Below are 13,181 nucleotides of genomic sequence, written 5' to 3'. Positions count from 1 at the left end.
GACCGTGCGCGCTGCGGGGCAGGGCTGCTTGAGCACGCAGCGACGTCAAACCGCCCCAACCTACTTCGACGTGCGATGCGCGCGGTCACCTTTGGCATGTCGCTCAAGGCCGTCCGCGGGGATCCGTTATTCGCTCTTCAGAGCCCCAGACCGGAAGTGAGGCTGTTCTGCCTTGCGGCGATCGCTGCGGCCCAGTCTCGTCCGCTGATAAAAGCGGCCATATCCAGCGCCGGTGCCGACGACTATGTAAGAATTGCTCTGTTGCGCGCCTTCGAGAGAGAGCCACGTCTGCTTGCCGCAGTTGATCATGTTGCGCAACAGCGCGCCAGAAGCACAGGACCAAAGACAGCCGAATCTCACAGTTAAGGACAAAACTCGACGCTCAAAGCGCCATGTCTCAGATTTAAAGGCAAAGCGACACGGCGTAAAGCTCGCCATTCCGATACTGCCGCCGCCACATAGTCAGCAGGAAGCGCGATACCATGCCGACGTGTCGTTACCGCCACCTCACGTCGCCCGACGAAGCTCCCCTCCACGATCTGGAGGTTGTCCGCATCACCCCAGTATCGCCGCCGCGGCACGTGCCCGTCATTCCCACGCTTGACAGCATAGGTTTTACGGCTAACAATCCAAAAGCGCGAATTTCGGATATTGTTCGAATAACGAACATCGGTTTTTTTGAGAATGAAGCTACCTAAAACGGCGAAGAGCCAGGATCTACCGGCGACGCGACGGAGGATGCGTTTCGGTAGAGGGTTGCTGGAGCAATTAAGGGCATTCGCCGCCCGCTGTGCGAGTGCGTTTGATTTGTTGAAGCAATTCCGGGGTGCGCAGGAGTGACAAAATGGAGGAGAGTAAATGCCAATTATCAGATCAACTACGGCCCTTGCAGCAATCGCGAGCGGTTTCTTCTTGACGGGTGTGGATCATGCCGATGCCGCTGTCGCCGGAGATTTTCCCAATCAGTTTCTATCTTGCTTTGACGCGGCGAATCTCACGGAGACTGAGCTTCCAGCGGATGTCCAAGGTTTTCGCCTGATCGAAATTGCAGAGCATGCCGGAGATAAGGGTATGCCGGCGCATTGTGAAATTGTCGGTGCGATCAATGATCGGATCAGCCCTGTGGACGGGCAACATTATTCGATCAAGTTTCGACTCAGGTTGCCTCAGGACTGGAATGGCCGCTTCTACATGGAGGGGGGCAGCGGCTCGAACGGCGCATTGAAAGACGCCATGGGGCCGACGGGGCTCAACCAAGAGGATTCTGCTCTTGAGCGTGGCTTTGCGGTCGTGACAACAAATTCAGGCCATGACAATGACACCAACTCCGACAGCAATGCCTCGGGGCGCTCCGCATTCGGCATGGATCCGCAGGCGCGGCTTGATTTCGGCTACATGTCCTATGATATTGTGACACGTGTAGGGAAGGCAATTGTCGAGAAATATTATGGTGCTGCACCTGAAAAGTCCTATTTCATCGGTTGTTCGGAAGGCGGACGCGAAGCTGCGCTGATGACGCAGCGCTATCCCGATCTGTATGATGGTGTTGTGGCCGGTGCACCGGGGATCCACTTCTCATACTCGGCAGCCTATGCGCCGTTTCTGCTCAGAATCTTTGGGAACCTGGCGGAAACGCGGAACCAGTCGGGGCCTGACGGAATCCCGCTGCTGAACAAGCTTTATTCGGACAACGACGTTCAACTGATCGCTGACGCGGTTGTTGGTGCCTGCGATGCGCTGGACGGGTTGGAGGACCGGATGTCCAATAATATTGAGGCCTGTACGACTGCTACAGTGCTTCCGCGACTGAGAGCACTTACTTGTTCTGGTGCAAAGGAAGAAGGTTGCCTGCTGGAGGATCAGATCGACGCCTTTGTCGCCGGGATGGCCGGACCCGTGACATCAGACGGGACAAGGCTGTATCCCGGCCATCCCTGGGATCCCGGTATCGGCGGGCGGATCGGCGACAGCGTGAATGACGGATTCCGGTCGTGGTGGTTCGGTTCCTATGACAGCGACCAAAACAATGCCCGCAAAGTGACCCTCAGCACTCCGCAACACGCAATGCTCTGGCAGACCCCACCGGTGCCTCTGCGCCCGGATGAATATGTGCGGTTCGAGATGAACTTCAACATAGACGAGACGCCGGCGCTCGCCTATGCGACTACCGATCTTTACCCCGTCTCGTCGGCCGAACTTGGTAACGCGGATTCGCCGGACCTTTCCGATTTCGCATCCCGCGGCGGAAAGCTCGTGATCTATCACGGAGCGGCAGACGCAGCATTTTCCGCACTTGATACGATCAAGTACTGGAATGCCGTCAACGAGACAGCCGATGGTCAGGCAGCGGACTTTGCGCGGCTATTTATTATCCCCGGGATGAACCATTGCCAGGGAGGTCCGGCAACAGACGATGTCGACCTGCTGACCCCGCTGATGGCTTGGGTCGAGGACGATCTTCCCATCGAACGGCTTGAAGCCACGGTGTCCAACCCGGACTATTTTGGCGGCAAGAATTTTTCGCGTCCTCTGTGTCCGTACCCGCTCTATGCCGAGTACGATGGGGAAGGAGATCCGTCGAGCGCAGAGAGCTTCACCTGCGTCGCCAACTGACAAGCAACGAGAGGTGGGCGGCACAGCATATGCCGCCCACCGTGTCCTTGAGCCATCCGATGGCGGCCGACGGGGTGAACTGCCATCCCGCCAAATAACAGCAGCTATCGTTGCTGGCATTGGGGTCAGGATTTATAACCAATAGATGACGACAGCCGCGAGGGCGATGGCTGAGAGGAGCACCTTTGGGCATCGGTCATAGCGGGTCGCGACGCGCCTCCAGTCCTTTAGCCTGCCGAACATGATCTCGATCCGGTTGCGCCGCTTGTGGCGTCGCTTATCGTATTTGACCGGCGTCTTCCGCTGTTTTCGACCGGGGATGCAGGCGCGTATGCCCTTGTCCTGCAATGCTTTTCGGAGCCAGTCGGCATCATAGCCGCGATCACCGAGCAGCCATTTGAAGTTTGGCAGGCCGCTGAGCAGGGCCCGTGCGCCGATGTAATCGCTCACCTGTCCCGCAGTGACGAACAGGTCGATCGGTCGTCCCTGACTGTCACAGATGGCGTGAAGTTTAGTGTTCATGCCGCCTTTGGTTCGCCCGATCAGGCGGCCACGCCCCCACTTTGACGGCCATGCTGGTCGCCGTTCGGTGGGCCTTCAGCAATGTCGCATCGATCATCACGGTCGTCTCTTCGCCGTGTGCCGCCGCTAGCCCGACCATCATCCGCGCGAAGATCCCCTTTTCGCTCCATCGCTTCCAGCGGCTGTAAAGCGTCTTGTGTGGATCATAGGCGGAAGGCGCATCTCGCCAGCGTAAGCCATTGCGGTTGATGAAGATAATCCCACTCAGCACGCGTCTGTCGTCGACCCGAGGCTTACCGTGAGACTTGGGAAAGAAACGGGCCAGACGTGCCATCTGCGCGTCGGTCAGCCAGAAGAGATCGCTCATTTCAACGCTCCGTTTTCGGAGCCGTGAATCATGCTGTGCAACCGAAATCAATGCATCCTGACCCTAGAGAACGATTGCAGGGCCGCTCGGCGGACGGATCGCGCGAGCCGGTGCGGATCATCGAGCATCCCGACGTGCGCAAGATGCTGTTGACTGGCCAGGCTCTCACCAAGGCCGGGCGGGCGCTGGCGGTCTTCACAGCCTTGCAGATGGATGTCGCCGAGCGCCACCCGGACCAGGACCGGAGGCGGAAGGCCGAGGGGCTTGTGGCGCTTCTGACGCCGGTGGTAAAGGCGGCCTTCACGGATTTCGGCTTCGAGATCACGGTACAATCCCAGCACGTGTTCGGCGGTCACGGATACATTCGCGAGTGGGGAATGGAGCAGTATGTGCGCGACGCCCGGATCGCTCAGATCTACGAAGGGACCAACGGGGTTCAGGCGATGGATCTGGTTTCCCGCAAACTGCCGCTGGAAGATGGCGCGGTCGCCCGCGGTTTTTTTGACCTGATGCGCGCAGATATCGTGAGAGCGAAGGGGGTGCCGCAGTTCGACAGCACCATACAGGCCGTCGAGGGAGCGCTCGGCAGGCTGGAGAAGCTGACCGACGAGCTTGTTGCCAAACGGGGCGACGCTGTGGAACTGGGTGCAAGCGCGACCGATTACCTGGGGTTCGTCGCGCTGGTGAGCTTCGCCTGGATGTGGGTCCGCATGGCGGCAAGCTGCGACCGGGATACTTCGGCGAAGCCACATTGCCGCAGCATATCCGCTTTAGCTCGGTTTTTCGCTGCAAGAGTCCTTCCTCAGACCCAGGCTTTGGACGCTGCAATCCACTCCGGCGCCACCGAAACAATGGCGCTGGCGGACGAACTACTCCGAGCGGACCAAAGCCGTCGATAAAGCCAAACCCCTGGGCAGGTCCGCTTAGTCGAGCCGCTTAACCCACTAGCGAACTCCATCCGAAGGCCGTGCCGTAAGGCAAATTTCACTTCCCTTGAAGCAAGACTTTTCGGGACTTTCATCGTTCAACTCTGCATCCGCGAAGTTGACATCACGCCTCAAAATGCACAAAAATAGGGAAAATGTAAATTTTTCACGGTGGCAGAATATGGGGGAAACTAAGAAATCCGTGAGCAGGACGGCGCAGACCTATGAACGTATCCGGTACGCGATCATCAGTGCGGAGATCTTTCCTGGCGAGCGGTTGAAGATCGACGAGTTGTGCAAGAGATTCGACGCGAGTTCCGGTGCCATTCGTGAGGCCCTGTCTCGCTTGTCTTCCGACGGATTGGTGCTAGCAGAGCCTCAAAAGGGGTTCGTGGTCGCGCCTATCGCGCGCCGGGATCTGATCGAACTGTCGGAGGTCCGCTCCGTAATCGAAATGCGATGTCTCGAGCAATCGATCCGCAACGGGGGGGTCGCCTGGGAGGTTGCCGTGCTCTCCGCTCGACATGAGTTGAACGCGGTGTCGCACGCTAGAATTCTGCCGGAGACAGGGGAGTACAAGGATTACTACCTTCGGCATCAGAAGTTCCATGACGCGCTCGTCTCGGCTTGCCCAAATGCGTGCTGGTTGGAAATTCGCAGCTTGCTTTATCTCCGGTCCGAGCGCTACCGCCGCATCGCGATGCCAGTGGACGAGACCGGGCGCTCGGTTGAGAAGGAGCACAACGAGATAGCCGATCTAGCGCTCGCCCATGATGTCGATGGCGCTGTCGCCGCCATAGAACGCCACATCCAAAATACCACAGATATGATGCTTCGTGCGAACCTGCCGGAACTTGCCTCTGAGTGATCTGCTTGGGCATTGTGCCCCCGAACGAGACACCGCAACCGACTGGTCTTGCCCCCGTTTCAGCGGACACTCAGGCGGTTGCGGTTTGAGCTGCGATGAACTCGCGCGGTGAGCGCATCTTCAGCCCCGCGACCGAGGTGATTTTCTACTCCATGTGGCACGAGCGAGCTGGTGACAATGTCTACGGCACTTGACCGTCTTGGCATGTAATTACCCCGCCAAGGTCGGGCCGTTGCAGATGCAGCATGGAGGCTTCAACATGGCGGACATCGGCCTCCTGCAGCTTATCTTATTGTTAATTAATAGTTAATTGTACTTCACGCGGATTGCATCGTCTCCGCCAGCCATCGATTGACTTTACTAAAAATACATTTTAGTTAAGATAATGCGTAATTTGCCGCATCCTGATTGGACAGTTGAACGGCGAGACGTGAGGGAGGAAGCGCGCAACACCGGGTCAACTACCTCAGTCTGGTTCGGGCCAGGTGCAGGCATCTGCTGTGCATGTGAGGGCGCCGGTGGACAAGGCGCGTGGTGAAGCGGTCAGCTCTGCGACAGAAGATCATTAATGGGAGGAAAATATGAACAACACTAGAACACTAGCCGCGACAATCATGGCGATTGCGATGACGACCAGCGCGGTAGGAGCGGAGACGCTGCGACTTCTCACGTCTTGGCCCTCAAGCGACACACTGACATACGCGCAGGTCGAGGGGTTCAAGGACGCGGTCGAAGCGGGCAACGCGGACTTGCAGGTGGAGTTGAACGGCCCGGAAGTGGTGCCCGCCTTCGAGCAACTCCAACCGGTGAAATCCGGGGTCTTCGACCTGCTCTACACTCACGGCGCTTATCACGCTGGATCGAGGGGGCTAGGATTGGTGACCGACGTGATCGCTCCAGACGTGGATTTGCGACGGTCCTCTGGCGTGTTCGCCGCTTTAGATGCGTTCTACCAGGAAACTCATGGGCTGAAACTCATCGCCATCTCGCCGCTGGCCCCGCAGGGGTATCATTGCTACTTCCGTATGCCGATTGACCCGGAAAACGATTGGTCCGGCCTAAAAGTACGCGGTATCTCGAGCTTTCAGGGTGTGATCGCGGCCATGGGGGCCCAGCCCGTCGCGATGCCGTTTTCCGAAACCTATACCGCGCTCGACCGCGGTGTCGTCGATGGGGCGTGTGGGCCGAGTAGTGGCATGGTCGCCACTAAACATTACGAGGTTGCGCCCTACCGCGTGATGCCGTCATTCGGCAATGTCGATGGCTTGTTCCTGATGAACCTCAATCGCTGGAACGGACTGAGCGACGCGCAGAAGGCCCTCATCGAAAAGGTCGCTGTGACACTCGAGCACGACAATCTAGAAGCCGGCCACGCTTACGTCGAAAACGAACAGAGCCAGCTGGAGAACCTCGGTGTGCAAGTTGTCAAGCTTTCCCCCGAGAACGCAGACATAGTTCAAGATGGCTGGGTGTCGCACAACTGGCAGTTGGCCGAGACCTGCTGCGGCGAGGCGGCCACAGCCCTGCGCGAACTTGCCGAGAACGCTGGTCTCACGAAGTGACATCGCTGCGCTCGTTGAAGCTGCAATTCCTCTTCAACGGGCGCAGTGAGGAGACTGTCAAATGGAAAGCCCAAGCAGTATGTCAAATCAGTTCGGAACCCTTCGAGATGCGATCACGAGCGTGTTCTACGTGATCGCCAAGTTGTGCCTTCTGGCCATCGTAGGCAGTTATTTACTCGAGATCGTGGCAAGATATTTCTTCAGCAAGCCGCAGTGGTGGGTCGAAGAGACCGTATCCTACCTGCTTCTCGCCTCGGTGATGATGTCGATGCCAAAGATCACACAAGACAAGGCTCACGTTGCTCTGTCCGCAGTGCTCGAATATCTCGGCGAGCGGGCGCGGGATCGTTGGGTGGTTGCACTGAACCTTGTATCGGGCATCGTTTGCCTGCTTATCACGGTACTTTCGCTCGTTGAGAACCATCGCCAGTTCGTCGACGGCATTCTCCTAATCAAGGTCGGCTCAATCCAAAAGGTCTTCATCTCGATCTGGATCACATACGGGTTTCTCTGGTCTGCTCTATACTTTTTCCGCGACGCATATGCCGGGCTTCATACGGCGCTACGCTGCCGCCAGGAGGTCCTGTGATGGCGTGGTGGATTCTCATTCCGTGCGGGTTCGCGTTCCTGATCATCGTCTTCGCCTCCGGCGTTCCGATGTTCGTCGGCTTTCTCCTCGCCAATATCGGCGGACTACTTCTGCTAGTGGGGTCGAAGGGATTTCCGCTAATCGTCAATTCGATCTTCGACACGCTAACCGGGACCGTCCTAGCCGCCGTGCCCCTCTTTATCCTAATGGGCGAGATACTGTTCAGGTCAGGTTCCGTAAACCGACTGCTAAACTCAGTGGACACGCTCATCCGCGGGATCCACGGTCGGCTCTACATCGTGACGCTAGTGCTCTCGGTGATCTTCGGAGCCCTATCGGGATCCACCATGGGTGTGTCCGCGATGATGGCGCGGCTGCTCTACCCTGAGATGATGCGCCGGGGTTACGACAGCCGACTTACGATTGGCGCAATACTGTCGGGTGCCTCGCTGGCCCCGATCATTCCGCCGAGCATCGCCATTGTTATCACCGCCATGCTGACGAACGTTTCCGTCGCCAAGCTCCTGATCGCTGGCATCCTGCCCGGCATTTTACTTGCCGCCATGTTCATTGCCTACATCGCCCTCCGGCTGGTCTTGACGCCGTCAGTGGCGCCACGCAAAGGCGACGAACTGCTCAACCCTATTTCTCTCAGGGACGTGGCCAAAGCCATCGCGGGGATCCTTCCATTCAGCATCATCATCTTCTGCGTAATCGGGACGATCCTGCTGGGTATCGCTACGCCGACGGAAGCGGCGGCCGCCGGCGTATTCGGAGCCACATTACTGTCGGTCGCGCAAGGCACTTTCAAGCCTAGCGTACTGTCTGAGTCCGTCGCCTCCACGCTGCAGGTGTCGCGTAGCCCTTAATTGTGAGATGAGAAATTCAATGAATTCAACGACTGTGTTTTGCCCTTAAATATGAGATTTTGCCTTTAATTCCGATATTTTTGCCCTTAAACCTGAGACAGGGTTCACAGGCTTGTGCGGCAGATATCGATGGAAAATGATGGCGAAGACTCAGTTGCCGTTGGTGCAGAAGAGGCGCGCAGGGCTGCAGTGCTGCGTCCGCTTGTTCAGGCATATCTGAAAGGTACTGGCGGTCTGGAAAGTGGCATCAATGATGCCGTTTGGGAACTCGGTGTCAGCAGGGCTACGGTATGGCGTTGGTTAAAGCGGCTGGCCGAAGAGGGTGGGCGCACGAGCGCTCTGGTGCCGCGGAAACGGGGCCGCCCGACTGGAACAACTTTGATATCCGGCAAAGTTGAAGCGGTGATCGAAGAACATCTTCGCCGTTATTTCTTGCGCCGGGAGCGTTCGAGCCTGTCGCGCGTCGTGACAGAAATCCGCAGCGCGTGCTGGCAACAAGGCTTGCAGCCGCCGACACGGCGGACGGTTCAGCGTCGTCTGGATGCGATGGATGCCCGCGAAGTTGCGAAAGCACGAGAGGGCGCAAAGGTGGCCCGCCAGAAATTTGCGCCGGTCACAGGTGAGGTCAAGGCCAGTGTGCCACTGGAGATCGTCCAAATTGATCATACGCCGGCGGACATCATTCTTGTCGACAGCTTTGAACGCCAACCAATTGGGCGGCCTTGGGTCACGCTGGCGATCGACATCGCAACGCGGATGGTAACTGGATACTACACCTCTCTGGAGGCCCCTTCGCGTCTGTCAGTGGCGCTTTGCCTGACACAGGCTGTGGCCCCCAAGGCGGAACTTCTGGCGGAATTGGTGTGCAATGTTCCTTGGCCCGCGCAGGGTAAACCGCATAGCATCCACGTCGATAACGGGCGCGATTTCCGGTCGCATGCCTTTCGGTCGGCATGTGCGGAATGGGGGATCGATCTGGTCTATCGGCCGCCAGGCAGTCCTCATTTCGGAGGGCACATCGAACGATTGATCGGCACGATGATGGGGGCCGTGCACCTGTTGCCTGGAACAACGCAATCCTCGGTCGTGGCCAAGGGCGACTACGATGCCGAAGGCATGGCCACGATGACTTTAGGCGACTTCGATCGCTGGTTTGCCCTGGAAATCTGCCGCTACAACAACAGCATTCATTCAAGTCTTGGCTGTACGCCCGTCGCCAAATGGGAGGCGCTCTCAGAGCAAATGATGGGCGACATCCCCTTCGAGATGGAAGCCTTTCGGGTGAGCTTCTTGCCGAGCGAATTGCGCAAGGTCAGGCGTGACGGCATCCATCTGTTTCAGATACGGTACTGGTCGGATGCTCTTGCAGGCCACATTGGGCGCAGCGATGGGAAGGTGGTCGTTCGCTACGACCCTCGCGATATCTCAATGATCTGGGTCGAATTGGACGATGGCCGATATGTTGAGGCGCGTTACAGAAACCTGGAAATTCCGCCCGTGCCGCTCTGGGAATATCGCGAAGCCATGAGGAAGGCCCGTGCACTTGGCAAGTCCGGGTCCAATGAGCTGGTCCTGGCTGAGCTGATCCGACAGCAACGCCAGATCGAAGCTGAAAGCCGGGGCCTCACGAAGGCCGAACGCCGATCCCGTGAAAGAAAAGGGACATTGGAGGGCGCCAACTCGGCTGTCGCGACAACCGAAGGGCTGCGCGCGATCGATACGGGTGATACATCGCGCCCATTGTTCAAGGTAGAGAGATGGTGAATTGACGGCAGGGACAACTGAGGAAGACGGTCGGATCGCCCTCATTCAATCGGACATTTGGATCGGCTTTCCGCGGGCCGAACAAGTGCTGGACCGTTTGCAGGGTATGATCGAGGCGCCAAGGCAAACCCGTATGCCTGGCCTTCTTGTGCATGGCGCGTCCGGGATCGGAAAGACGATGATCGCCCGAAACCTGTCGCGCAAGTACGCACCAGAATACGATCCGCCGTCAGGCATCACGCGCACACCGCTTCTGCTGTTGCAAGCGCCGCCCGCACCCGACGAACGGCGGTTCTATCTGCACATCTTGGCCGCCGTCGGCGCCCCGGCGACGGCACTGAGCGCCCGCGCTCAAAATGTGGCTTCCCTCGAAGTCCGTGTCATCGCACTCTTGCGCGACCTTGGCCTGCGGATGATCATGATCGACGAGGTCCACAATCTTTTGGCCGGGACCCACCGCGAACAGCGCCGCTTTCTCAATGTTCTGCGGTATCTCAGCAATGAACTCGAAGTGTCGCTGGTATGCCTCGGGGTCAGCGAGGCCGTCGATGCCATCCGTGGTGATCTCCAGCTTGCCAGGCGGCTGGACGAACATCACCTGCCAAACTGGCGCGACGATGCCGAGTTCTCGGACATGATTCAAACACTCATCGCGGCAATGCCCCTCGAGAAGAAATCCAATCTGAAGGTCAAGTCGCTCAAGCAGATGCTTGCACTGACCGGTGGGGTGACCTCGCGCATCTTCGCCCTGATCAAGGATCTTTCCATCGACGCCATTGTCACTGGTGATGAATGCATCACCGATGACGCAATCGCAAAATGGACGCCGGTTTGGTCGCGTCACGCGTCCGCTGGGCGGCGGCTCGAGAAGTCCCGGGTGTGAAGCCGCGCCCGCTGCCAAAGACTGTCGCGCCGCTGCCAGACGAGTTGTTGTCAGGTTGGTTGTCTCGGCTGGCTGCGGCCAACTACTGTAATGACGCGGAACTGCTGGCCCATATCGAGATCGATACACGACATGGCGCCGCCCTGGACTTCGACGTTGAGGCGGCCGATGCGGAAAAGATATCTATCGCTGCGCGTGTCGATCCCGACACCGTGCAGTCAATGACTTTTAGGGCAATGACGAAAATGGAGATGATGCTCACAGCGCAAGTTCCTTTCCAGTCTTGCCCCGAGTGTTCCCGACGCGGCCTCTCGCTCAGGCATTGGCGGCGATCCTGGGCATTTGATTGCCAATTTTGCGGGACCCTACTTGTTCGGAGCCTCGCAAAGCCCGGTGACGAAAAGTTGCCTGAAAAACTGATAGACCGTGCGCGCTGCGGGGCAGGGCTGCTTGAGCACGCAGCGACGTCAAACCGCCCCAACCTACTTCGACGTGCGATGCGCGCGGTCACCTTTGGCATGTCGCTCAAGGCCGTCCGCGGGGATCCGTTATTCGCTCTTCAGAGCCCCAGACCGGAAGTGAGGCTGTTCTGCCTTGCGGCGATCGCTGCGGCCCAGTCTCGTCCGCTGATAAAAGCGGCCATATCCAGCGCCGGTGCCGACGACTATGTAAGAATTGCTCTGTTGCGCGCCTTCGAGAGAGAGCCACGTCTGCTTGCCGCAGTTGATCATGTTGCGCAACAGCGCGCCAGAAGCACAGGACCAAAGACAGCCGAATCTCACAGTTAAGGACAAAACTCGACGCTCAAAGCGCCATGTCTCAGATTTAAAGGCAAAGCGACATGTGTGGAGAATTCGGGATACCCGCCCGGGTGGCTATGGGCGATGCCGACGATCAGGCCTTCTGCTTTTGCCACACGACACAGGTCAAGAAACGATTTCGTTGACCAAGTGACATGCTTGTCGCTGGCCGAAATCAGATCCTCGTCCGGAACTGGGATCACGCGGTAGGACGTCAGTCGCAAACGGGATTGGCGATCCCAAGGGTCCATCGCGACACGGCTCACTCCATAAAGCACGTAGGCTGCGGCTTCATGGCCATCGGGGCGGTGCAGGAGCGCCCGAAGCTCGGCTTCGTGACGTTCCTGCAAGGTGAAATCGAGGCGGCTCATGCCGCAATCTCCAGCGCCGTCTCAACCCGCTTAAGCATGGTCCAGATACCATCGGTGCCGGGACGCCAGTCGCTGTTGTGCCGCGACCAACGCTGCCAGCGCTGCCCATTGAAGATCAGCGGCTGGTCGGCTTGACGCGGGTAGCGGCTCGAAAGGGCCAGTGTCAGCCAGGGCTGCGCATAGAACATGTCCGGCGCAGCATCCGGATAGCCCCGCGGCAGCAGGATCAGGATGTCGGCCTGTGCCACCTGATATTTGCCGTCCGGTAGGCAATAGCCTCGCAGGATTACACCGGTCTGCGCTCCTTCGCGGTATTCGACGAAAGTCAGGCCGCGTCCTTCGAGGTATCGGCGATCACGCATAGGCAGGATGGGGGCTTCCGCGCCTTCGGTCGAGGTAGTCGCCCCGGTGAAGAACCTCTCCAGACCTTTTCCGTCCAACCTGACGAGCTCGTTGTCGTCGATCGGACGGTCCTCAGCGCCACGGATTTCCATCCAGACACCGTAGTCCGGTTTGTCGGCGGCACCTGCCAGCTGCTTCAGGACCCGGCCGCTGATTACGCAGGCGCCCCATTCCTTCACCTGACCATCCAGTTCGATGCGGTAGGATTCCGCACTCTTGAACACGATGAAGCGCTCAACCCCTGCCGTGCGCAGATCGACCGTCTCATCGAGCGTCAACTCTTTCAAATCGCCATTGCGAAGCAACTGGAACACCAAGTGCTCCTCCGCGGGACGCGCCGAGACGAGGTCCAGAAGTTGCCTCCCGGTCGGCACCGGATCGTCGATCCGGTATCCGTCAAAGGTGAGGTCTCCATTGCCGACCTGCACCCGGTACGGCCCCTGGGGGCGTGGGTTCCGTCCAGCAGCGACGCAAGCCGCCACGTCTTCAAGTTCAATCGTTTCCAGCGCCATGGCCAGTCTCCTTTTCTGTGCTCGCCGAACCAGACCGGCCTCATTTGGTGGATATAGTAGCCAAAGAATGGCCAGTCAATGGCTAACTGTAGGCTATTTTTAAGTTGACAATTGCTTCAAGTATGGCTATGTC

The 13,181-nt window shown here is 58.3% G+C and carries 12 protein-coding genes and 1 pseudogene; 10 read left to right on the top strand and 3 right to left on the bottom strand.

The window, feature by feature from the left end:
* Positions 1-366, top strand: a pseudogene (locus ACXADQ_RS01720) (TniQ family protein); the annotation flags it as partial.
* Positions 367-858: 492 nt separating this feature from the next.
* Positions 859-2,613: a tannase/feruloyl esterase family alpha/beta hydrolase gene (locus ACXADQ_RS01715; RefSeq protein WP_475314463.1), complete on the top strand. Its 1,755-nt coding sequence runs from the start codon at positions 859-861 to the stop codon at positions 2,611-2,613.
* A gap of 132 nt (positions 2,614-2,745) precedes the next feature.
* Here ACXADQ_RS01715 and ACXADQ_RS01710 read toward each other — a convergent pair.
* Positions 2,746-3,502, bottom strand: a protein-coding gene (locus ACXADQ_RS01710; RefSeq protein ID WP_475314460.1) for an IS5 family transposase whose coding sequence is annotated in 2 segments (ribosomal slippage) — positions 2,746-3,181 and positions 3,180-3,502 — 759 coding nt in all. Because the reading frame shifts where the segments join, the coding sequence is not laid out codon by codon here.
* A gap of 74 nt (positions 3,503-3,576) precedes the next feature.
* On the opposite strand from ACXADQ_RS01710, the gene ACXADQ_RS01705 reads away from it, so the two are divergent.
* The 8 genes from ACXADQ_RS01705 (at position 3,577) to ACXADQ_RS01670 (ending at position 11,751) form a co-directional block, all read left to right on the top strand.
* Positions 3,577-4,401 (top strand): acyl-CoA dehydrogenase family protein, encoded by an 825-nt coding sequence (locus ACXADQ_RS01705; RefSeq protein WP_293711602.1) that lies wholly within the window; start codon positions 3,577-3,579, stop codon positions 4,399-4,401.
* A 208-nt stretch (positions 4,402-4,609) separates the two neighbouring features.
* Complete coding sequence (locus ACXADQ_RS01700; protein ID WP_198405288.1) at positions 4,610-5,296, top strand: GntR family transcriptional regulator; 687 nt, start codon at positions 4,610-4,612, stop codon at positions 5,294-5,296.
* 581 nt (positions 5,297-5,877) lie between these two features.
* The gene (gene dctP, locus ACXADQ_RS01695; protein ID WP_097374467.1) at positions 5,878-6,858 is read left to right on the top strand and encodes a TRAP transporter substrate-binding protein DctP; all 981 of its coding nucleotides are present in this window, start codon (positions 5,878-5,880) and stop codon (positions 6,856-6,858) included.
* A gap of 61 nt (positions 6,859-6,919) precedes the next feature.
* A complete protein-coding gene (locus ACXADQ_RS01690; RefSeq protein ID WP_097374468.1) occupies positions 6,920-7,447 on the top strand; it encodes a TRAP transporter small permease in 528 nt (175 codons plus the stop codon).
* Positions 7,447-8,316, top strand: a complete 870-nt coding sequence (locus ACXADQ_RS01685; RefSeq protein ID WP_475314447.1) for a TRAP transporter large permease subunit — start codon at positions 7,447-7,449, stop codon at positions 8,314-8,316. Before ACXADQ_RS01690 ends, ACXADQ_RS01685 begins: the two co-directional genes overlap by 1 nt.
* A 129-nt stretch (positions 8,317-8,445) precedes the next feature.
* Positions 8,446-10,080: a Mu transposase C-terminal domain-containing protein gene (locus ACXADQ_RS01680; protein ID WP_139274568.1), complete on the top strand. Its 1,635-nt coding sequence runs from the start codon at positions 8,446-8,448 to the stop codon at positions 10,078-10,080.
* A gap of 1 nt (position 10,081) precedes the next feature.
* The gene (locus ACXADQ_RS01675; RefSeq protein WP_093037101.1) at positions 10,082-10,963 is read left to right on the top strand and encodes a TniB family NTP-binding protein; all 882 of its coding nucleotides are present in this window, start codon (positions 10,082-10,084) and stop codon (positions 10,961-10,963) included.
* Complete coding sequence (locus tag ACXADQ_RS01670) at positions 10,960-11,751, top strand: TniQ family protein (RefSeq protein ID WP_093037357.1); 792 nt, start codon at positions 10,960-10,962, stop codon at positions 11,749-11,751. Before ACXADQ_RS01675 ends, ACXADQ_RS01670 begins: the two co-directional genes overlap by 4 nt.
* Here the strand turns inward: ACXADQ_RS01670 and ACXADQ_RS01665 are convergent.
* Together ACXADQ_RS01665 and ACXADQ_RS01660 are read right to left on the bottom strand one after the other, a co-directional pair.
* Positions 11,748-12,134, bottom strand: coding sequence for a Mov34/MPN/PAD-1 family protein (locus tag ACXADQ_RS01665; RefSeq protein ID WP_293712390.1), 387 nt, complete (start codon positions 12,132-12,134; stop codon positions 11,748-11,750). The two genes, ACXADQ_RS01670 and ACXADQ_RS01665, sit on opposite strands and share 4 nt — an antisense overlap.
* Positions 12,131-13,048: a multiubiquitin domain-containing protein gene (locus ACXADQ_RS01660; RefSeq protein WP_009574261.1), complete on the bottom strand. Its 918-nt coding sequence runs from the start codon at positions 13,046-13,048 to the stop codon at positions 12,131-12,133. The genes ACXADQ_RS01665 and ACXADQ_RS01660 overlap by 4 nt, the downstream gene beginning before the upstream one ends.
* Between the last annotated feature and the right edge of the window lie 133 nt (positions 13,049-13,181).

The organism is Thalassovita sp. ABM4_323 (genome assembly GCF_056158665.1).
The sequence above is the reverse complement of the archived record's forward strand: the minus strand, read 5'-3'. Positions and strand labels throughout refer to the sequence as shown.

Bases quoted from the DNA above. Each gene is read 5' to 3' on its own strand.
- dctP (WP_097374467.1), top strand. From the start codon at position 5,878: ATGAACAACACTAGAACACTAGCCGCGACAATCATGGCGATTGCGATG.
- ACXADQ_RS01685 (WP_475314447.1), top strand. From the start codon at position 7,447: ATGGCGTGGTGGATTCTCATTCCGTGCGGGTTCGCGTTCCTGATCATC.
- ACXADQ_RS01660 (WP_009574261.1), bottom strand. From the start codon at position 13,048: ATGGCGCTGGAAACGATTGAACTTGAAGACGTGGCGGCTTGCGTCGCT.
- ACXADQ_RS01665 (WP_293712390.1), bottom strand. From the start codon at position 12,134: ATGAGCCGCCTCGATTTCACCTTGCAGGAACGTCACGAAGCCGAGCTT.
- ACXADQ_RS01690 (WP_097374468.1), top strand. From the start codon at position 6,920: ATGGAAAGCCCAAGCAGTATGTCAAATCAGTTCGGAACCCTTCGAGAT.
- ACXADQ_RS01700 (WP_198405288.1), top strand. From the start codon at position 4,610: ATGGGGGAAACTAAGAAATCCGTGAGCAGGACGGCGCAGACCTATGAA.
- ACXADQ_RS01715 (WP_475314463.1), top strand. From the start codon at position 859: ATGCCAATTATCAGATCAACTACGGCCCTTGCAGCAATCGCGAGCGGT.
- ACXADQ_RS01680 (WP_139274568.1), top strand. From the start codon at position 8,446: ATGGAAAATGATGGCGAAGACTCAGTTGCCGTTGGTGCAGAAGAGGCG.